The organism is Halomonas sp. E19, assembly GCF_052439355.1.
GTDB lineage: Bacteria > Pseudomonadota > Gammaproteobacteria > Pseudomonadales > Halomonadaceae > Halomonas.
Map to the genome: position 1 here is coordinate 690,677 of NZ_JBNFWU010000001.1, position 19,345 is coordinate 710,021.

The following is a 19,345-nucleotide window of genomic DNA, read 5'->3' on the forward strand; positions in this document are numbered from 1 at the left end:
GGTGTGCACCAAGTCACTACATTAACTTTACCTATTAAACGATATTAAAACGATTTCACCTCTCACCGACAAGCCTGGGCGGTGCTGGTATCATGGCGCGACAGCGCCTTGCCGTTCGTTTATCGTAAGCTCCGGTTTGAAGAGGGAAATGCATGCCCCCACAAGCAGACAGGGTTCTGCCCGACCGCTTGCTGTTCTATTGCCGCCCAGGTTTCGAAGCGGACATGGCATCGGAAATTACCGCCCAGGCAGAAGCCTTGGGCTGGATAGGGCGAGCAGAAGGCCAGGCGCAGTCAGGCTTTGTCCAGTTCGTGGCGTTGGAAGACAGGCCTATCAATGAGTTTCACCGAGATCTATTGCTTGCTCGGTTGATCTTTGCGCGCCAGAGCCTGGTAGCGCTGCCGCCATTGACCATGTCGCGTGATGACCGGCTAGCGCCGATCGTAGAACAGGTGGTGGCAGCCGGCTGGTCGTTCGAGGCGGTGTGGCACGAAACGCCAGACACCAATGAAGGCAAGGCGCTGGCCGGGCTGATCAAGGCGCTGACGCGGCCGTTGGAGTCAGCCTTGCGTAAGCGGGGAGGGCTGCGGCGAAAGGCGGGTGGGCGCCGCCTTCATCTGTTCTGGACGGATGGCGATTGCGTGCAATTGGGCATGAGCTTCCCTGGCAACCGCAGCGAGCTGCCGGGCGGCATTCGCCGTTTGCGCTTCCCGAAGGGAGCGCCGAGCCGCTCGACGCTGAAGCTTGAAGAAGCCTGGCATGAGTTTATCCCGCGCGATGAATGGGAGATACGGTTGGCAGAAGGCATGCAGGCCGCCGATCTTGGGGCGGCGCCCGGCGGCTGGACCTGGCAGCTGGTGGAGCGCGGCATGCATGTGTTTGCTATTGACAATGGCCCGATCGACAAGATGCTGCTGGCTACGGGCATGGTGGAGCATCTGCGTGAAGACGGTTTCGTGTGGGAGCCTCCGCAGCGCCTTGACTGGCTGGTATGTGATATCGTCGACAAGCCCGCGAGGGTGACGGCAATGATGCTGCGCTGGCTGGAGCGGCGCTGGTGCCGCGAGGCGGTGTTCAACTTGAAATTGCCGATGAAGCGGCGCTGGCAGGAGGTAACGCGGTGTCTGCTCATGCTGCAGGAAGGGCTCGACCAGGCCGGCGTAACTGTGGAGCTGCGTTGCCGCCATCTTTACCATGACCGTGAAGAGGTGACGGTGCATGTCAGGCTGCTCGACTGACCCTGCCGGGCCAGTCAGCGTCGGGCCTTAGTAGCAGGGCTCGTAGATTCGAATGCTTTCGTCTTCGGTCAGCAGAGGCCAGATGCGCTGCATCACGCGCGCCCGCTCCTCGCTTCCGTACCACTCTTTCCAGGCGCGCAAGTCGCGCCACTTGGTGATCATGAGACGTTTGTCGCTGTGGCCCAGCTCCACGAGGGTCTCGCCACCGATGAAGCCCCGTGCACCCAGTGACCAGCGCATGGCTTCGCGGGCAGCTTCCTCGTATTCCTGTTCCAGGCCAGGCATGATACGACGTTCGATTATGATCTTGATCATCTAGCAGTTTCCCCACGCCGAGGTCGATCAATGATGCAAACCGCCGATTCGCAGCCAGCTTATCAGGTCGAACTAGATACGACGGGCCTCTATTGCCCGGAGCCCATTATGCTCATGCACAACAAGGTGCGTGACATGCGCCCTGGTGAGATACTCAAGGTCATCGCCACCGACCCTGCCACGACTCGTGACGTACCTAAGTTCTGCAGCTTTTTGGGTCATGACCTGATAGCTCAGGAGGAGTCGGACGGATACTTTCTCTACTTTATCCGTTTGGGCTGATGGACTGACAGCCCGCCCTTGGTATCATCCGCGGCCGTCGCTGGAGGTGTCGGGTGCCACCATCAGCGCTAATGCCTCAAGTGTGCCGGGGTCTTGCTCACGGATGCGATTGGCAACGCTGCGTTGGAAGAAGTAAACCATGTGGTGCCGGCTGCGCCCGGGGTAGAGGCAGGCATCGCCAGGAAGAATCGGGGTCGATTCGATGCGCGACTCATCCGCCAGCAGGGCTTCCACATTGCCGTCGCTGTAGAGGCGCCAGCCGAATACCTGCTTAAGCTGCCAGGGCTGGTCAGGCTCGTCGACGCATAGGGCGTGGGTGCCCTGGCTGTCTGGAAGCTGCTGAATGAGGGTGACTTCGGCGGTTTCCTCGTAGTCGAAGTAGGCGGCGGCGTGCTCGAGCTCACAGGCCTTGTGCGGAGGTGGGGAGATGAGCAGCTCTTCGGTCTCGGGGTCGCGGTAGCCAACGAAGCGCCCGTGCTCGGGATCGTCGAGCTGGTGGCAAGGCGTCAGGGTTTCCATCCAGGGCACCAGGCCGACCACTTCACCATCTTCGCGCAGCCCCCAGGCGAGCAGTGGCATGCTGAACAGGGCATCCGGCTCCGAGGCCAGACTGTAGACCATCTCGAGACCGTCGAGCTCGGGTGAGAGGCGAACCAGGCGGCGTCTGGCCTGGAGCTTGTGGCGCATCGTTGCCAGGTCGATGACCCGGGCAGGGCGGGGTGACAGTGACATACCCATGTTTCTCCCTCCAGATTCTGCATGGGCCGAGCGGATAGGTCACGGCTGCGGCAAGGCTGACGGGATCGACTGCTAGCTACTGCTTCAACCAATATCACAGACTCGCCGTACAAGTTAAGCCCGGCGGCGTCTTTTTCATGGGCAGCGCGCGCTCAGTGCCTGCCAGTGTTGCTGGTGTTCGCTGCGGGCTCGGCGCAGTGCGGGCAGCGGTGCATCCGGCTGCTCCAGTGAGAGCCAGCGCCGGCGATACTCGGCGACCGCCGCTGGTGCCTCGAGGTGGCTCTCAAGCAAAGCGTCGATGGCTACAAGCCAGCGACTGGCCAACTGGTCGAGGTCATCCAGCCAGGCAGATGCCGGGGTATCGTCCAGCCGGCGCTTGAGTTCGCTAGATGAGACGGATAGGGCCCGGCAGGTATTGTGGGCGGCCAGGCTCTGCTCAAGCAGGGTGTTGGCTTCCGCCAACCGCTGACCGGCAAGCACCAGGGCGCGCAGCAGCTCGGCGGTCAGGGGCGACTGCGCAACGACTTGAAGTGATTTTCTAGGATGGCCGAGTCGTGCTGCCACTCTGGATTGAACTGGTTGACGGTGGCTTGGTGCAGCCACGCGAGGGCCTCGAACTGTGCCTCGATGCCGCGCGTGTCGTTCGGTGACAGGGGGAACTGGCGCGTGAGAAGCTGCGCACCCACTCGTCGGAGTCGAACAGGCTGTTCCAGCTCACTTTCGGCAGTTGCTCGGTCTTGATCAGCGTGAGCCGTTCGAGGCGTTCGCGGTTGGCGTCCGACAAGCTGTCGGGCACGTCGCTGTGCCAGCAGGCGTGCAGGCGGCGCCACAGTTCCAGTTCGTATATCCATTGCTGACTGGGTGGCGCCACGCGCCCGAGCTGGTTGTTGCGGGCGGCGACCAGCTGGGTGATGTGGCAATCGCGCAAGGCGTAGACGTTGAGTATGCCCTCGCGGGTGTCGGCAACCTCGAAGAGGCGCTCATCGCGTTCGGGAAAGGCGCCGATGTTGGGTGGCGCCGTCCTCTCCGGCGCCGGTTGTCCCAGGGCTTCGGCGAGCGCCCTTTGGTACTCGATGAGCTTGGCATCGCCCTGTTCGCCGTTGCCGCAGCCTGTCACCAGCAATGCCATCATGCCTGCCGTCAGCAGGCGTTTCGCTTCACTCCAGCGGTATCTCCTGCTTGCCATGCGCGACTCCTTGGCCCTGCGCCGCAGCCGCTCGCCGAGCAGCAGCGCCGCCACGGTGAGCCCAGCGATCAGGCCGATCCAGTAGCCATGCACTCCCAGCGGTTCGCTCCAGCCGGGCAGGCCGCGGGTACCCAGCCAGTGGCCGCCGGCCAGCCCTACCGCCCAGTAGGCGAACAGGGTGATGACCATGATGATCCGGGTATCCTTGTAGCCCCTGAGCGCACCGGCCAGATTGACCTGCAGTGAGTCGGACACCTGATACAGCATGGCCAGCAGGACCAGCGTCAGGGCCAGGCGTTGCACGGCCGTATCGTGAGTGTAGAGGGCCATGACCGGCTCTGCCGTGAACCACAGCAAGGTGCTGTTGAGCAATGCGATCAGTACCGAGACCAGTATGCCGTTCCAGGCCACCATGCGTGCCTGTTCGGCCTTGCCCTGGCCCAGGGTGTTGCCGACCCTGACGGTCAGCGCCATGCTCAGTGCCAGCGGCAGCATGAACAGAATCGAGGTGTAGTTCAATGCGACCTGGTGCGCTGCCACCGTCACTTCACCCAGACTGGCGATGAACAGCGAGATCAGCGTGAACAGTGTCACCTCGACGAAGATCGCCACACCGATGGGCACGCCCACGTAAAGCAGCTCGCCGATAAGTCGCCAGCGCGGCGGGGTGGGTGAGTGCCACAGCGAGACGTTGCCGTAGGCCCGCGAGCGCCGCGTGTAGGCGATCATGGTCAGACACATGACCCACATGGAGAGGGCGGTGGCAATACCGCAGCCCAGTGCGCCCAGCGCCGGCAGGCCTTGTATCCAGCCGGGTAGCCAGCCGCCGAACAGCGCCGTGAGCCCGTCACCGCCATAGATCAGCACGTAGTTGCTGGGAATGTTCACCCCGAGCCCAACCAGGCTGATCCACAGCGAGGGACGGGTGTGGTTCATGCCGTCGGAGAAGGCGCGCAGCGCCTGGAACAGTGCGACGCCCGGCATGCCGAAGGCCACGGCCGAGAGATAGGCCGCCGAGCGGCGTGCCACCTCGGGGGGAACGTCCATCACACGGAAGATCGGCATTACCGTGAACCACAGCAACAGTGCCGCCACCACGCCCAGGGCGAGGGCCACCCACAGTGCCTGGTGCACGCTGGGGCGGATGCGCTCGGTGGTGCCGGCGCCGAGCAGATGAGCGACGATAGGCGTGAGCCCCATCAAGGTACCGGTCATGAACAGCATCAGCGGCAGCCACAGGCTGGAGCCCACCGAGACCGCGGCCAGGTCGGTGGCGCTGAGTCGCCCCGTCATCATCACGTCGGCCACACTCATGCCGGCCTGGGCCAGTTGGGCGCCGCAAATGGGCAGGGCGAGACGCATCAGCGGCCGCGTTTCCGTGCGGCTGACGCTCAGCAGGTCGGAGAAGAACGTTGCCAAGGCAGAAGGCTCCATGCGTGTCGAAAGCCTGACCAATGCGTCAGGAGAACCGAATATGTTAGCAATATCCGGTGAATTTCGCTGCGTGCTCGACTCGCCTATACTGTCCCGCCGTTCAGCCACACAGGACGCCAGCGTGACGCATCGCCTCGAGGACGTGATCGCCCTGTTCGACGGGCTCTTCGTGCCGCGCTTCAACACCCGGCTGGTGCGCGGCGGCAACGAGCCGCTCTATCTGCCTGCCGATACGGCCTGTCCCCACCACCGTGTCATCTTCGCCCGTGGCTTCTACGCCAGCGCTCTGCACGAGATCAGCCATTGGTGCATCGCCGGCGAGCGGCGTCGCCAGCTCGAGGACTACGGCTACTGGTATCTGCCCGATGGGCGCGATGCCGAGCAGCAGCGCCGCTTCGAGGCAGCGGAAGTGGCGCCTCAGGCGCTGGAGATGCTGTTTTCACACGCCTGCGGGCTGCGCTTTCACGTCAGCGTCGACAACCTGGGCGGAGACGTGGAGGTCGACCGCGAAGCCTTCGCGGCCCGTGTCACGGCCCGTGCGGCGCGCTACGAGCGAGAAGGGCTCCCCGCCCGGGCGGCGGCCTTTCATGCCGCGCTGCAGGGCTTCTACCGGCAGGGGTTCTCTCTCGAGCGTGCCGTGGCCAGCGGCCTCGATGTCCTGGCTCAGGCAGCACCGGCCGACTCCCACGCCTGCCTGCCGAGCTGAAACAGCGGCTCGAGGGCGGGCATGGCCTGGCGCGACGGGTAGGCCACGCCGACGGTCTGGCGAATGGCAAGGCCACTGAGCGGCCGGCACTGCACGTCCGGATGATCGAGGATCTCCGGCCAGGCCGGCACCAGTGAAGCACCGACGCCGGCCGCCACCAGCCCCAGGGTGTATTCGATGGTGCGCAGGCGAGCGCGGACCTGACAGCGTACGCCGGCATCGCTCAACGCCGATGCCAGCTGCTCCATGGCGGCGCAGGGATGGCGCCAGATGAATGGCAGGCCGTCGAGTTCGCTCAAGGTCACCGTCGCTTTCAGTCCCAATGGGTGGCCGCCGGGTAGCGCCAACAGGTAGCTGTCGTGCCAGATGGGCTGAAACGCCTCGCCGGCTGCCAGGTCCTGTTCGCCGATGATGCGGGCGTCGCAGCGCTCCTCGGGGTTGACCAGGGTCAGGGCCAGATTGTCGCCCTGACCGATGTACTCCTTGAGCAGTGCCGTCATGCGGCTGGCGCCGAGCGAGCGCATCAGGCCCAGGCGCACCGGCGTCGATGGCGCCGGCGTGCGAAACAACCGGCCGATGGCATTGAGGTCTTCACTGACCTGACGTGCCAGGGGTAGAGCCGGTGGCCCTCTTCGGTCGGCGTGATGCCGCGCCGATGGCGTTCGAACAGCGGCGTACCCAGGTGCTCCTCCAGCTGAGCCAGCGCCGTCGAGATCGAGGGCTGCGCCACGTGGCAGCGTCGGGCGGCGGCACTGATCGAGCCGCCCTCATAGGCGGCGATGAAGTAGCGCAGGCTGCGAATATCCATAGGCATGACCTATATCTGGGGCAGAAGATCGATATTATCGCTTTGCCTCCCGGGCGCGCTAGGCTAGAGGCATCTACTTCTGCCTGCGGAGTCAGCATGGCGTTCGAACCCCTACCTCAAGAGCAGCGTTTCTACACCGCCCTGCGCAGCGGCGACTGGCCAACCCCCGAGCGCGACTGGTCGCTCGATGAGGTCGGGCTCTCTGCCGCGGGTCTCGCTGAGCTGTTCGAAACCCAACTGATGAGCCGTCACCTGGACCTGCACGCCCGGCGCCTGCAGGCTCGCGGCGAGGCCTTCTACACCATCGGCAGCGCCGGTCATGAGGGCAATGCCGCCATCGCCCGCGCCTTTCGTGCCACCGATCCTGCCTTTCTGCACTATCGCGATGCGGCCTTTCTGATCCAGCGCAGTCGCGGTGTGCCGGGGCAGACCCCGCTGTGGGATCTGCTGCTGAGCTTCGCCGCCTCGGCGGAGGACCCGGTTTCGGGCGGGCGGCACAAGGTGCTGGGCTCGAAGTCGCTGCACGTGCCACCGCAGACCAGCACCATCGCCTCGCACCTGCCCAAGGCCGTGGGAGCCGCCTACAGCTTCGGCCTGTGGCGGCGGCTGGGCGGCGGCGGCGAGTGGCCCGCCGACGGCGTGGCGATCTGCAGCTTCGGCGATGCCTCGTTCAACCACTCCACTGCCCAAGGCGCGCTCAACGCCGCCGGCTGGGCGGCCTATCAAGGGGCGCCGCTGCCGCTGGTGATGGTGTGCGAGGACAACGGCATCGGCATCTCCACGCCCACGCCGAACGGCTGGATCGAAGCCAGCATGCGTTCGCGCCCCGGCTTTCACTACCTGGCCTGCGACGGCCTCGACCTGCTCGACACCTGGCGGGCGGCCAGGAGGCCGAACGCATTGCCCGGCGGCGCAGGCAGCCGGTGTTTTTGCACATGCGCTGTGTGCGGCTCTACGGCCACGCCGGCTCCGATGCGCAGCAGGCCTATCTCTCTCCCGCGCGGATCAAGGCCGACGAGACCCGCGACCCGCTGCTGGTCACGGCCGGACTGCTCGAGCGTCACGGCGTCCTCGGGCGCGACGCCATCGCCGCACTCTACCGCTCGGTGGCCGAGCGGGTCGCGCATGTCGCCGAGGAGGCGATACGTCGGCCCAAGCTGGAGACGGCCGCTCAGGTCATGGCCAGCATCGTGCCGCCAACAAGACCGGGCCGTGCACGCCCCTGGCAGGACGAAGTGGACCCTACGCCGGCGCCCATGGCCAAGCTGCTGAATCAATCGCTCGCCCGTCTGATGGAGCGCTATTCGCACCTGGTGATGGCGGGCGAGGACATCGGTCGCAAGGGCGGCGTCTACGGCGTCACCCAGCGCCTGCAGGCCCAGTTCGGGCCGCACCGGGTGATCGATACCCTGCTCGACGAGCAGAGTATCCTCGGGCTCGGCATCGGGCTGGGGCAGAACGGCCTGGTGCCGATTCTCGAGATCCAGTTCCTGGCCTACCTGCACAACGCCGAGGATCAGCTGCGCGGCGAGGCGGCCACGCTCAGTTTCTTCTCCAATGGCCAGTACACCAACCCCATGGTGGTGCGCATCGCCGGGCTCGGTTACCAGAAGGGCTTCGGCGGCCACTTCCACAACGACAATGCCATTGCCGTGCTGCGCGACATCCCCGGCCTGCTGGTGGCCTGTCCGTCGAACGCCGCCGATGCCGTGGGTCTGTTGCAGGAGGCGGTGCGCCTGGCCGACGAGGAGCAGCGGGTGGTGGTGGTGATCGAACCCATCGCGCTCTACCACACCCGCGACTTGCATGAAGAGGGCGATCAGCTGTGGTGCTTCGCCGACCCGGGGCCCGAGCATCGCCTGGCGCAGGGGGCGCTCGGCCAGTGGGGCGAGGGGCGCGAGCTTGCCATCGTCACCTACGGCAACGGGGTCTACCTCTCGCGTCAGGCGGCGGCAAGGCTGGAAGCCCAGGGCGTGCACCTGCGCATCGTCGACCTGCGCTGGCTGACCGCCATCGACCACGATGCCGTGCACCGTCGCGTCGCCGAGTGCGACCAGGTGCTGGTGGTGGACGAATGCCGGCGCAGCGGCTCGCTCAGCGAGGAGCTGATCACCGCGCTGGTGGAGCGCGGCATGCCGAGCGGCCGACTGCACCGGCTGACCGCCGAAGACAGCTTCATCCCGCTGGGGCGGGCGGCCACGGTCACGCTGCCTTCGGTGGCGGCGATCGTCGAGCAAGGGCTGCGCCTGGCTGCACCCAGCGCGAAGGATGAAGCAACGACCGAGACGCCGCGCCAGGCGACGGCAGGGAGTGACAACCCATGAGCCAACGGCACGCTAACGAGCCCCAAAGCGGCAGCCGCGAGCGGCTGCTGATCGTCTGCCCCGGTCGCGGCACCTACAACGCCGCCGAGTGGGGCACCCTGAACCGACTGGCGGGCGGCAGCGAGTGGCTGGCACGCTTCGATGCCAGGCGCCGCGAGGCCGGCATGCCGACGCTCACGGCGCTGGACGGTGAGATGCCCTTTCGCCAGAGCCTGCATGGGCGCGGCGAACACGCTGCCCCGCTGATCTATGCCTGCGCCTGGGCCGATCTGCTGGCCATCGACCGCGAGCGCTACGAGGTGGTGGCGGTGACCGGCAACTCCATGGGCTGGTACATCGCCCTGGCGGCGGCAGGTGCGCTGGGACCCGACGAGGCGCTGCACCTGATCGGCAGCATGGGGCTGCGCATGCAGGAGACCCTGGCCGGTGGGCAGGTCATCTACCCCTGGGTCGACGAGAACTGGCGCCCGGACTGGTCGCTGCGGCGTGAGCTGCTGGCGCTGCTCGAGCGCATCCACGGTCGAGAGGGGTGGAGCTCCATCTCTCCATCGACCTGGGCGGTATGCTGGTCTTCGGTGGCAACGAGGCGGGGCTGGCGTGGCTGACCGAGAGCCTGCCACCGCGCGAGCGCTTCCCGCTGCGGCTGCACCAGCACGCCGCCTTCCATACGCCGCTGCAGGAGGGGTGAAGCGCGAGGCGCGCCGCGCGCTGGCGAACCTGCCGCTGCGCTCACCCGAGGTGCCGATGATCGATGGCCGCGGCCACGTCTGGACGCCCTGGAGCACCGACCCGCAGGAGCTCTGGGATTACACCCTGGGCGAGCAGCTAGTCGCGTCCTACGACTTCACGGCGGCGATCCGGGTCGGCGTGCGGGAATTCGCGCCGGATCGCATCGTGATCCCCGGCCCGGGCGCGACCCTGGGCGGGGCCACGGCCCAGGCGCTGATCCAGCTCGGCTGGCAGGGTTGGGCGGACAAGGCCGCTTTCCAGCGCGGCCAGGCCGAGGAGCCGAAACTGCTGTGCATGGGCCTGGCGGAGCAGCGCGAGTGGCTGCTGTCTCGACGGACGTCACTCCCCGCCTAGGCGCTCGTGCAGCCGCAGCATCACTTCCACTTCGTGCTCGGGCCGCATCGGCTCGAGCCCCATCTCGCCGAACAGCTCGTTGCGGGCGCGGCTCCACTCGCCGGCCGAGAGGTCGGGGTAGAGGCTGTCGGCCGGGGCCAGCTCGACGAAGGGGTCGATGCCGTAGGTGTCGAACAGCCGTGCCAGGGCGGCTTCGTCGCCGCTGACACCGGCGGTGAACAGGGTGGCGTTGAAGTGGTCGTTCTCCAGCTCCCGGATCACGTCGAGCGGGCTGGCGCCGAAGCTGTGCAGCTCATCGAGGCTGTAGCCGTTGAGCTCGTTGAACTCGTCGTCGAGCCAGTCGTCGTCGGGCTGGATCAGCGTGTGCTTGATCCTGCCGTCGCTCAGTACCCAGGCAATGGCCAGGGGCAGATCGCTGTCGGCGCCGGTTTCCACGGCGATGAATCCGGGTATGTCGGCCATGCTACGACTCCTGTGGGGGCGGCCATTGTCCTGGGGTTCGCCGGTCAAGGGAAGGCGAAAGAAGCGTCTTGCCGTCGCGCTGGTCGCAAGGCCCAGCTCGGCTTCGTCGTTGCCGCGCGAGTGGGCGATCTCGCGCACGATCCACGGCAGCAGGGCAGGCTCGTTGCGCCTGCCCTTGAGTTTGGCAGGTAAATCGCGCGGCAGCAGGTAGGGGCAGTCGGTTTCCACCATCAGGCGCTCGAGGGGGATCTCCTTCACCAGCTCGCGCAGATGATGGCCGCGACGCTCGTCGCAGATCCAGCCGGTCAGGCCGATATGCAGATCCAGATCGAGATAGCCGTGCAGGGTGTCGCGGTCGGCGGTGAAGCAGTGCACCACGGCATCGGCGATGTCGTCGCGCCAGGCCTTGAGCATCTCGCACATGCGCCGGCCGGCGTCGCGCTCGTGGATGAACAGCGGCTTGCCGCTCTCCGCGGCCAGCCCCAACTGGGCCTCGAAGGCGCGCTCCTGCTCCGCCGGCGTGGAGAAATTGCGGTTGAAGTCGAGGCCGCACTCGCCCACGGCCACCACCTCGGGGCGTCGGTGCAGCTCGGCCATGCCTGCCGCCAGGTCGGTATTCCAGCGGCTGGCATCGTGGGGGTGCACGCCGGCGGTGGCATACACGCCCGGGAAGCGCTGGGCCAGCGCCACGGCCTGCTCGGCGTGCGCGAGATCGGTGCCGGTCACGATCAGCGTCGTGACGTTGGCGGCTCGCGAACGCTGCACGACCGCTTCGAGATCGCGGGCGAAGCTGTCATGGGTCAGGTTGGCGCCGATGTCCACCAGCGGGGCGGGCGAACGAAAGCGCAGTGCCTCAGGCAGGAAGTCGTCGAAGGCGGCGTCGGTATCAGCCAATGGGAAGCGCTCCTTTGCGGCTTTCGCGCATTGTAACCAAAGCCACGGCGAGCCAGCTATGCGTTACACTAGTCGCCTTGATGAACGATGAGGTGAGCGTGTGACCCTGCTACGTCTGGAAGGCCTGCAACTGGCCTATGGTACCCATGTGCTGCTCGACGGCGCCGACCTGGTGCTGGAGAAGGGTGAACGTCTGGCACTGGTCGGGCGCAACGGTACCGGCAAATCGACTCTGCTCAAGCTGGTGGCAGGGAGATCCTGCCCGACGACGGCAGCATCTGGCGCGCGCCGGGGCTGAAGATCGGCGTGCTGGAGCAGGACCTGCCGTCCGCTTCGGGGAAACCATCTTCGACGTGGTGGCTCAGGGCCTGCCCCAGGCCGGCGAGCTGCTGGCCGAGTACCACCACCTGGTGCAGGCGGCCGAGCCCGACATGAAGCGCATGGCGACCCTGCAGAGCCGTCTCGAGGCCATCGACGGCTGGTCCTTTCACCAGCGCATCGACGTGGTGCTGACCCGGCTCGGGCTGCCCGCCGACGACCTCATGAGCTCGCTCTCCGGTGGCTGGCGGCGGCGCGTGGCGCTGGCCCGGGCGCTAGTGGCCGAGCCCGACCTGCTGCTGCTCGACGAGCCCACCAACCACCTGGACCTCGACACCATCGCCTGGCTCGAGGAGCAACTGCTCGATTTCAACGGTGCGGTGCTGTTCATCACCCACGACCGGGCCTTCCTGTCGAAGCTGGCCACGACCATCCTCGAGCTCGATCGCGGGCGGCTGGGGCGCTACCCGGGCGATTACGCCAAGTACCAGCAGCAGAAGGCCCACGAGCTCGAGGTCGAGGCGCGGGAGAACGCCGAGTTCGACAAGAAGCTGGCCCAGGAGGAAGCCTGGATCCGCCAGGGCATCAAGGCGCGACGCACCCGCAACGAGGGCCGCGTGAGGGCACTGGAGCAGCTGCGCCGCGAGCGCAGCCAGCGCCGCGAGGTGCAGGGCCGCGCCAGTTTCGGCATCGACAGCGGCGAGCGCAGCGGCAAGCGGGTGGTCGAACTCGTCGGCGTGACCCACCGATTCGGCGACGAGACGATCGTTCGCGACCTTTCGTTCGAGATCCAGCGCGGCGACCGCATCGGCCTGATCGGGCGCAACGGTGCCGGCAAGACCACCCTGCTCAAGATCCTGCTCGGCGAGCTCGAGCCCAGCGAGGGTACGGTAAGGCTGGGTACCAACATCAAGGTGGCCTACTTCGACCAGCTGCGCGCCGGCCTCGAGCCGGAGAAGAGCGTCTACGACAACGTCGCCCAGGGCAGCGACAGGATCGCCGTGGGTGGCAAGGACAAGCACGTCATCAGCTACCTGCAGGACTTCCTGTTCACCCCGGAGCGGGCGCGCCAGCCGGTCAAGGCGCTCTCCGGCGGCGAGTCCAACCGGCTGCTGCTGGCCAAGCTGTTCACCCAGCCGGCCAACGTGCTGGTGCTCGACGAGCCGACCAACGATCTCGACGTCGAGACCCTGGAGCTGCTCGAGGAGCTGCTGCTCGACTTCGACGGCACGCTGCTGCTGGTCTCCCACGATCGCGCCTTCATGGACAACGTGGTGACCGGCGTGCTGGCCTTCGAGGGCGACGGCGTGGTGCGCGAGTACGTGGGCGGCTACAGCGACTGGGTGCGCCAGGGCGGAAAACTGCCGCCGGCGCCGTGGGAGGGGCGGCACGTCAGCAGGTGGAGCCCACGGCCAAGGCGGTGGAGAAGGCGCCCGCCAGCCCGGCCCCTCAGCGCCGCCGGCCAAGAAGCCCGCCAAGCTCTCCTACAAGCTGCAGCGCGAGCTCGATGCGCTGCCGGCCGAGATCGAGCGGCTCGAGGCCGAGGTGGCGGAGTACGAAGCCAGGGTGGGCGACCCGGCGTTCTATCAGCAGGAGGCGGGGGTGGTGTCCGAGGTGCTGCAGGCCATGAGCGACAAGCAGGCCGAACTCGACGCCGCCATGGAGCGGTGGATGGAGCTTGAAGCCCTCGCCGCGGGTGAGTAAGGGCGATTCGCTACTGCGCGTGAGCAGTCAAGCATGGGTTGGCCGCCGGTGGCGGCCAACCCATCTGCGCTGGTGACACGATTTCAGCGCTTCATCAAGAAGGTAAAGGTTCAGTGGCGGAGGTCGCGCAGCAGTTTACTCAGCGCTTTTTTCGCCTTTCTTCCCTACCCTGACGGCGAGCACGTCGCACTGGGCGCCGTGCAGTACCCCGGTAGAGGTGGAGCCGAGCAGCAGGGCGAAGCCGTGCCGCCCGTGAGAGCCGACCACGATCAGGTCGACGCCGTGCTCCTCGGCGAAGCGGTGGATCTCGGTATCCGGCATGCCCACCAGGACGTGCTGGTTCTCCTTGGCCACGTGCGGATCGGCAATCTCGGCCAGGCGCTGCTTGGCATGCTCGTCGAGCTGATCCTGGATGCTGGTCAGGTCCATTGGGATGTCGCCGCCGTAGGCAAAGCCGAGCGGTTCGAGGGTATGCATGATCGACAGCTTGGCCTGGTTGCGCTCGGCGATCTGCAAGGCGCGTTCGAGCACCTTGTGAGAATCCTTGGTCAAGTCCACGGCGACCAGGATGTGGCGGTACTCATTGCTCATGTCAGACTCCTGCGAAGCGGCACGATGTAGTTGATATGCCTTAACTCTAGGACGCCTGACGAGTCAAGACAACGACTTGCGTCAAGAAACGGAGATAGCGATGGTCTGGGTAGTAATCGTGGCGGCGCTTTTGCTTATGATCTCGCCGGTGATGTGGCTCAAGCCCAGTGCACGGCAGCGCCGGCTGGCGCCGCTGCGCAACGCGGCGATGAAAGCCGGGGTCAAGGTCGTCATGGAGAAGCCGCCGCTGCACGGTATCGGCACGCCCATGCCGGGCTACCGCTGGCGCTACCCGAGCGATGCCCCGGGCCCGCGCTTCGTGCTGGTGAGGGCAAGCGAGGCCAGCGACGTGCTCACACCCTGCGTGGCTGACTGGCGCTGGCGCATCGAACCGCTGCGGCCCCTGCCGGAGGCGGCTCGCCAACCTCTCGAGGCGCTATTGATGCGCCTGCCGCAGGATGCGCTGGTCGTCGAGTCTTCCGAGTTCGCCATCACCCTGTGGTGGTGGGAGTCGCAGACAGCCGAACGCTTCCTCAGCTACGTCGAGGACTTCAAGCGACTGCGTGACGCGCTGGCAGGGCATGCCGACCGGCCCGGGGCCAAGCGTGCCTTCGGCGACGTCGAGTCTCGCGGCTAGCCCCTCTGCCGGAAGGGCGAGCTCGACCGGGTCGCGGGCCGGGCGGCAGCGCTTGCGTCTTCTGGCTGTCGTTCAGCCTTCACTCTCCCGAGTCTGGATCTCCAGGCCGTTGTTCTCGATATGTTCCAGCAGGGTATCGAGCTTGCGGATGTCGGTATCGCTCAAGCCTGCCAGCATCTCGCGCCTAGCCTGGGTCACTACCTCATCGATCTGTTCGAGCAGCGGCGTGGCGGCCGGCGTAAGGAACACCCGCTTGGTGCGCCGGTCCTGCTCGCAGGGGCAGCGTTCGATCAAGCCCTGCTCCGAGAGCTGGTCGAGGGTGCGAACCAGAGAAGGCGCCTCGACGCCGATGGCACGTGCCAGGTCGCACTGCGGCTGCCCGTCGCCTAGCCGCCATAGATGATAGAGCGTGATCCACCGCGTCTGGGTCAGACCCAGCGGGGCCAGCCGTCGATCGATGATGGCACGCCACAGGCGAGGCAAACGGGACAGTCGGAAGCCGATGTTCTGGTGCATGGGACTCCGCTTTTCATCGTTGAATTAGCCGAATTGTCCGGACCCCTTGCGTGTAATGCAACTTTGTCTCACTGGACAGGGTGACGGTTCGGCCCGTTGATGGAGGCCAATACCAGTGCGAGCACACCTGAATGCAGCATCAGCCGGGGTTCTGTTCCAGGCGTGGAGAAGAGCCAGATCAGGCCAATTAGGGAAGGCGGGGGCTTGACGTGTCGGCTGGAGTGCACCAAGCTTGATGGAATCAAACGGCCGTATGAAACTTGGCACTCCTCCAACGCCAACCTCTGTGTGGAGATTCGCGGATGATCTATCAAGGCAATGCCATCACGGTGGCACGCGGTATCCAGAACGGCGGCGACGATGTCGCCATGCTTACCTTCGACCTGAAAGGTGAGTCCATCAACAAGCTGTCCAGCGCCGTGGTCGCCGAGCTCGACGAAGCCGTCCAGGCGATTCGCGCCGAGAGCGGCCTCAAGGGGCTGGTGATCGGCAGCGCCAAGGAGTCGTTCATCGTCGGTGCTGACATCACCGAATTCCAGGGCATGTTCGGCAAGGGCGCCGAGTTCCTCGAGTCGATGCTGATGAAGGTGCACGATATCTTCAATGCCATCGAGGATCTGCCGTTCCCCACGGTGAGTGCAATCAACGGCTTGGCACTGGGCGGCGGCTGTGAGGTTACGCTGACCACCGACTTCCGTGTCATGGGCGAAAAGGCCAAGATCGGCCTGCCGGAAACCAAACTGGGCATCCTGCCCGGCTGGGGCGGCTGCGTGCGTCTGCCGCGCATGATCGGTTCGGACAATGCCGTCGAGTGGATCGCCGGCGGCACGGAGAATCGTGCCGATGCCGCGCTCAAGGTGGGTGCCGTAGATGCCGTGGTGACCAACGACAAGCTCGAGGCCGCCGCGCTCGATATCATTGCCCAGGCCAATGCCGGCGAGCTCGACTACCAGGCGCGCCGTGCCGAGAAGTGCGGCCCGCTCAAGCTCAATGCCATCGAGCAGATGATGGCCTTCGAAACCGCCAAGGGCTTCGTGGCCGGGAAGGCCGGTCCGCACTATCCGGCCCCGGTCGAGGCGATCAAGGTGATCCAGAAGGAGCCGGCGAAGAGCGTGCCCGCGCCCAGGCCATCGAGGCCAAGGCCTTCGTCAAGCTGGCCATGACTGACGTGGCCTACAATCTGGTCGGCCTGTTCATGAACGACCAGGTGGTCAAGAAGAAGGCGGGCAAGTTCGAGAAGCAGGCTCAGGCCGTCAAACAGACGGCCGTGCTGGGCGCCGGCATCATGGGTGGCGGTATCGCCTACCAGAGCGCTTCCAAGGGCACGCCGATCCTGATGAAGGATATCAAGGAAGAGGCCATCGAGCTGGGTCTCAAGGAGTCTCGCAAGCTGTTCGCCAAGCAGGTGGAGCGCAAGAAGCTCTCTACCGAGCAGATGGCCGAGAAACTGACCCTGATTCGCCCGACGCTCTCCTATGGCGACTTCGGTCACGTCGACCTGGTCGTCGAGGCGGTGGTGGAAAACCCCAAGGTCAAGGACGCGGTGCTGACCGAAGTGGAAGGCCTGGTGAGCGAGGACACTATCCTCACCTCGAACACCTCCACCATCTCGATCACCCGCCTGGCGCAGAACCTCAAGCGTCCCGAGAATTTCTGCGGCATGCATTTCTTCAACCCGGTGCACCGCATGCCGCTGGTTGAGGTCATCCGCGGCGAGAAGACCAGCGACGCCGCCGTGGCGGCGACCGTGGCCTATGCCCGCGCCATGGGCAAGACGCCAATCGTGGTCAACGACTGCCCCGGCTTCCTCGTCAACCGCGTGCTGTTCCCCTACTTCGGTGGCTTCAGCCTGCTGGTGGAGCAGGGCGCCGACTTCCAGCGCGTCGACAAGGTGATGGAGAAGTTCGGCTGGCCCATGGGCCCCGCTTACCTGCTCGACGTGGTCGGCATGGATACCGCGGTGCACGCCAATGAAGTGATGGCCGAAGGCTTCCCCGACCGCATGGCGCGTGACGGCAAGTCGGCGATCCAGGTGATGTACGAGAACGAGCGCCTGGGGCAGAAGAACGACAAGGGCTTCTACGCCTACGAGGAAGACAAGAAGGGCAAGCCGAAGAAGGTCAGCGATGACCAGGCCTATGCGCTGGTCAGGCAGGTGACCAAGGAGACGAAGGAGTTCTCCGACGAGCAGATCATCGCGCGCATGATGGTGCCGCTGTGCCTGGAGACGGTGCGCTGCCTCGAGGACGGTATCGTCGAGACGCCGGCCGAAGCCGACATGGCGCTGATCTACGGCATCGGTTTCCCGCCGTTCCGCGGTGGCGCGCTGCGCTACATCGATGCCATGGGTGTGGGCGAGTTTGTCAAGCTGGCCGATGGCCTTGCCGAGGAGCTGGGGCCGCTCTACGCCCCTACCGACAAGCTGCGCAAGATGGCCGAGTCCGGCGAGCGTTTCTATCCCGGCCAGGCCCAGGGCTGAACCCACCACGAGCAGGAGGTAAGTTGAAATGAGTTTGAATCCGAGAGACATCGTGGTGGTCGACGGGGTGCGCACCGCCATGGCCAAAGCCAAGAACGGCGCCTTCCGCAACGTGCGCGCCGAGAATCTGTCTGCCGCGGTGATGCAGGCGCTGTTCGATCGCAATGCCGGCCTCGACCCGAGCGAAGTCGACGATGTGATCTGGGGCTGCGTCAACCAGACCCTCGAGCAGTCGATGAACATCGCCCGCAACGCCGCGATCATGACCGGCATACCGCGTACCGTGCCGGCCCAGACGGTCAACCGCCTGTGCGGCTCCTCGATGACCGCGCTGCACATCGCGGCGGCCAACATCAAGGCAGGCATGGGCGACTTCTACGTCATTGGTGGCGTCGAGCACATGGAGCATGTGCCCATGGCCCACGGTGTCGACGTCAACCCGGCGGCCAGCAAGTATGCCGCCAAGGCCGCCATGATGATGGGCCTGACCGCCGAGCTGCTGGGCAAGATGCACGGCGTCACCCGTGAGGATCAGGACAAGTTTGGCGTGCGTTCGCACCAGCGCGCCTATGCGGCCAACCAGAAAGGTTACTTCGACAACGAGATCGTCGGCGTCGAAGGGCATGACGCCAATGGCTTCAAGCGCCTGTTCAAGCATGACGAAGTGGTGCGCATCGACGCCAGTCTGGAAGAGATGGCCAAGCTCAAGCCGGTGTTCGATCCGCGCAGCGGCACCGTCTCGGCCGGTACCTCGTCGGCGCTGTCGGTCGGCGCTTCCGCCATGGCGATCATGAGCTACGAGCGTGCCCAGGCGCTGGGCCTCGAACCCATCGCCCGGGTGCTCTCCACCGGCGTGGCAGGCTGCGACGCCTCGATCATGGGCTATGGTCCGGTGCCGGCGTCGAAGAAGGCGCTCAAGGCCGCCGGTCTCTCGGCAGCCGACATCGAAACCGTGGAGCTCAACGAGGCCTTCGCCGCCCAGGCGATCCCGGTGCTCAAGGATCTCGGTTTCCTCGACGCCATGGATGACAAGGTCAACCTCAACGGCGGTGCCATCGCTCTGGGGCACCCGCTGGGCTGCTCGGGGTCGAGAATCTGCACCACGCTGCTCAACGTGATGCAGCAGCGCGATACCACGCTTGGCCTGGCCACCATGTGTATCGGCATGGGCCAGGGCGTGGCGACGGTGTTCGAACGCCTCAAGTAAGTTCCCGCTCAAGTCAGTTCTTGCCCAAGCGGGTTCTGGCATGTGCAACGGCCCTGCGATCTCGCGTCGCAGGGCCGTTTGCATTTCGAGCGTTGACGCACTGAGCGTCGAACAATAAGATGCATGTTTGATGCTTCTTATGAGTCCGCTGCGAGGTGATCCCCATGGGCCTGCTCAAGACCCTCTTCAAGAAAGACAAGGCAGACGACAAGCCCGTCGTTCAGGCATATGAGCCGGCGCCGACAACCGCAGCGAGTGCGGATGCCAGCGCAGACGAAGCGACCGGCGCCGATGTGGAGAAGAAAGGCAAGCATGGGGAGCCCGGCGTCTGCTGCGGCTCGTGCAGCGGCTGACGCCGTAACCAGCCGCTGGCGAGCGAGCCGGGTACGCCAGCCCTCGCCGAATCCAAGACGGGCATGCCAT

General features: G+C 65.7%; 19 protein-coding genes and 5 pseudogenes. 13 read left to right on the plus strand and 11 right to left on the minus strand.

Annotation, left to right across the window (positions count from 1 at the left end; genetic code table 11):
- The first annotated feature begins 152 nt into the window (after window positions 1-152).
- A complete protein-coding gene (gene rlmM / locus ACUDAL_RS03685; RefSeq protein ID WP_444677179.1) occupies window positions 153-1,238 on the plus strand; it encodes a 23S rRNA (cytidine(2498)-2'-O)-methyltransferase RlmM in 1,086 nt (361 codons plus the stop codon).
- 27 nt (window positions 1,239-1,265) lie between these two features.
- On the opposite strand, the gene ACUDAL_RS03690 is transcribed toward rlmM, so the two are convergent.
- The gene (locus tag ACUDAL_RS03690; protein WP_444677180.1) at window positions 1,266-1,553 is read right to left on the minus strand and encodes an antibiotic biosynthesis monooxygenase family protein; all 288 of its coding nucleotides are present in this window, start codon (window positions 1,551-1,553) and stop codon (window positions 1,266-1,268) included.
- A 30-nt stretch (window positions 1,554-1,583) separates the two neighbouring features.
- Here ACUDAL_RS03690 and tusA point away from each other — a divergent pair, with 30 nt between their 5' ends.
- A complete protein-coding gene (tusA, locus tag ACUDAL_RS03695) occupies window positions 1,584-1,835 on the plus strand; it encodes a sulfurtransferase TusA (protein ID WP_444677181.1) in 252 nt (83 codons plus the stop codon).
- A 24-nt stretch (window positions 1,836-1,859) separates the two neighbouring features.
- Here the strand turns inward: tusA and ACUDAL_RS03700 are convergent, their stop codons facing one another.
- From ACUDAL_RS03700 to ACUDAL_RS03715, 4 genes and pseudogenes are all read right to left on the minus strand, one after another.
- Window positions 1,860-2,573, minus strand: a complete 714-nt coding sequence (locus ACUDAL_RS03700; protein ID WP_444677182.1) for a hypothetical protein — start codon at window positions 2,571-2,573, stop codon at window positions 1,860-1,862.
- Window positions 2,574-2,708: 135 nt separating this feature from the next.
- A complete protein-coding gene (locus ACUDAL_RS03705; RefSeq protein WP_444677183.1) occupies window positions 2,709-3,137 on the minus strand; it encodes a hypothetical protein in 429 nt (142 codons plus the stop codon).
- Complete coding sequence (locus ACUDAL_RS03710; protein WP_444679301.1) at window positions 3,112-3,759, minus strand: DUF3080 family protein; 648 nt, start codon at window positions 3,757-3,759, stop codon at window positions 3,112-3,114. Before ACUDAL_RS03710 ends, ACUDAL_RS03705 begins: the two co-directional genes overlap by 26 nt.
- A gap of 18 nt (window positions 3,760-3,777) precedes the next feature.
- Window positions 3,778-5,193: pseudogene (locus ACUDAL_RS03715) on the minus strand (MATE family efflux transporter); the annotation flags it as partial.
- Between the two features lie 121 nt (window positions 5,194-5,314).
- Here ACUDAL_RS03715 and ACUDAL_RS03720 point away from each other — a divergent pair.
- Window positions 5,315-5,899, plus strand: a complete 585-nt coding sequence (locus tag ACUDAL_RS03720) for an elongation factor P hydroxylase (protein WP_444677184.1) — start codon at window positions 5,315-5,317, stop codon at window positions 5,897-5,899.
- Here ACUDAL_RS03720 and ACUDAL_RS03725 read toward each other — a convergent pair.
- On the minus strand, window positions 5,857-6,468 hold the full coding sequence (locus ACUDAL_RS03725; protein WP_444677185.1) for a LysR family substrate-binding domain-containing protein: 612 nt from the start codon (window positions 6,466-6,468) through the stop codon (window positions 5,857-5,859). The two genes, ACUDAL_RS03720 and ACUDAL_RS03725, sit on opposite strands and share 43 nt — an antisense overlap.
- Window positions 6,423-6,713, minus strand: coding sequence for a LysR family transcriptional regulator (locus tag ACUDAL_RS03730; RefSeq protein WP_444677186.1), 291 nt, complete (start codon window positions 6,711-6,713; stop codon window positions 6,423-6,425). The genes ACUDAL_RS03725 and ACUDAL_RS03730 overlap by 46 nt, the downstream gene beginning before the upstream one ends.
- A gap of 234 nt (window positions 6,714-6,947) precedes the next feature.
- On the opposite strand from ACUDAL_RS03730, the pseudogene ACUDAL_RS03735 reads away from it, so the two are divergent.
- The 5 genes and pseudogenes from ACUDAL_RS03735 to ACUDAL_RS03755 all read left to right on the plus strand — a co-directional run.
- Window positions 6,948-7,445 (plus strand): annotated as a pseudogene (locus tag ACUDAL_RS03735) (MFS transporter); the annotation flags it as partial.
- A gap of 197 nt (window positions 7,446-7,642) precedes the next feature.
- Window positions 7,643-9,031 (plus strand): transketolase C-terminal domain-containing protein, encoded by a 1,389-nt coding sequence (locus ACUDAL_RS03740; RefSeq protein ID WP_444677187.1) that lies wholly within the window; start codon window positions 7,643-7,645, stop codon window positions 9,029-9,031.
- On the plus strand, window positions 9,028-9,636 hold the full coding sequence (locus tag ACUDAL_RS03745; protein ID WP_444677188.1) for a hypothetical protein: 609 nt from the start codon (window positions 9,028-9,030) through the stop codon (window positions 9,634-9,636). Before ACUDAL_RS03740 ends, ACUDAL_RS03745 begins: the two co-directional genes overlap by 4 nt.
- The gene (locus tag ACUDAL_RS03750; RefSeq protein WP_444677189.1) at window positions 9,594-9,719 is read left to right on the plus strand and encodes a hypothetical protein; all 126 of its coding nucleotides are present in this window, start codon (window positions 9,594-9,596) and stop codon (window positions 9,717-9,719) included. Before ACUDAL_RS03745 ends, ACUDAL_RS03750 begins: the two co-directional genes overlap by 43 nt.
- Window positions 9,716-10,114 carry a hypothetical protein gene (locus tag ACUDAL_RS03755; protein WP_444677190.1) on the plus strand — a complete coding sequence of 133 codons (399 nt, stop codon included), beginning with the start codon at window positions 9,716-9,718 and terminating at the stop codon, window positions 10,112-10,114. Before ACUDAL_RS03750 ends, ACUDAL_RS03755 begins: the two co-directional genes overlap by 4 nt.
- On the opposite strand, the gene ACUDAL_RS03760 is transcribed toward ACUDAL_RS03755, so the two are convergent.
- Window positions 10,100-10,576, minus strand: coding sequence for a hypothetical protein (locus tag ACUDAL_RS03760; RefSeq protein ID WP_444679302.1), 477 nt, complete (start codon window positions 10,574-10,576; stop codon window positions 10,100-10,102). The genes ACUDAL_RS03755 and ACUDAL_RS03760 overlap by 15 nt on opposite strands.
- A 48-nt stretch (window positions 10,577-10,624) precedes the next feature.
- Window positions 10,625-11,470 (minus strand): annotated as a pseudogene (locus tag ACUDAL_RS03765) (TatD family hydrolase); the annotation flags it as partial.
- A 100-nt stretch (window positions 11,471-11,570) separates the two neighbouring features.
- On the opposite strand from ACUDAL_RS03765, the pseudogene ACUDAL_RS03770 reads away from it, so the two are divergent.
- Window positions 11,571-13,492 (plus strand): annotated as a pseudogene (locus ACUDAL_RS03770) (ATP-binding cassette domain-containing protein).
- A 135-nt stretch (window positions 13,493-13,627) separates the two neighbouring features.
- Here the strand turns inward: ACUDAL_RS03770 and ACUDAL_RS03775 are convergent.
- Entirely contained in the window at window positions 13,628-14,083 is a 456-nt protein-coding gene (locus tag ACUDAL_RS03775; protein WP_444677191.1) for a universal stress protein, read from the minus strand.
- A gap of 100 nt (window positions 14,084-14,183) precedes the next feature.
- Here ACUDAL_RS03775 and ACUDAL_RS03780 point away from each other — a divergent pair, with 100 nt between their 5' ends.
- Entirely contained in the window at window positions 14,184-14,720 is a 537-nt protein-coding gene (locus tag ACUDAL_RS03780; protein WP_444677192.1) for a preprotein translocase subunit YajC, read from the plus strand.
- A gap of 72 nt (window positions 14,721-14,792) precedes the next feature.
- Here the strand turns inward: ACUDAL_RS03780 and slyA are convergent, their stop codons facing one another.
- Complete coding sequence (gene slyA / locus ACUDAL_RS03785; protein ID WP_444677193.1) at window positions 14,793-15,236, minus strand: transcriptional regulator SlyA; 444 nt, start codon at window positions 15,234-15,236, stop codon at window positions 14,793-14,795.
- A 302-nt stretch (window positions 15,237-15,538) separates the two neighbouring features.
- Between slyA and fadB the strand changes: the two are divergent.
- The 3 genes and pseudogenes from fadB to ACUDAL_RS03800 all read left to right on the plus strand — a co-directional run bounded on the left by fadB (window position 15,539) and on the right by ACUDAL_RS03800 (window position 19,275).
- Window positions 15,539-17,715, plus strand: a pseudogene (gene fadB, locus ACUDAL_RS03790) (fatty acid oxidation complex subunit alpha FadB).
- A 28-nt stretch (window positions 17,716-17,743) separates the two neighbouring features.
- Window positions 17,744-18,922: an acetyl-CoA C-acyltransferase FadA gene (gene fadA, locus ACUDAL_RS03795; RefSeq protein WP_444677194.1), complete on the plus strand. Its 1,179-nt coding sequence runs from the start codon at window positions 17,744-17,746 to the stop codon at window positions 18,920-18,922.
- A gap of 164 nt (window positions 18,923-19,086) precedes the next feature.
- On the plus strand, window positions 19,087-19,275 hold the full coding sequence (locus tag ACUDAL_RS03800) for a CCGSCS motif protein (protein ID WP_444677195.1): 189 nt from the start codon (window positions 19,087-19,089) through the stop codon (window positions 19,273-19,275).
- The last annotated feature ends 70 nt before the right edge of the window (window positions 19,276-19,345 follow it).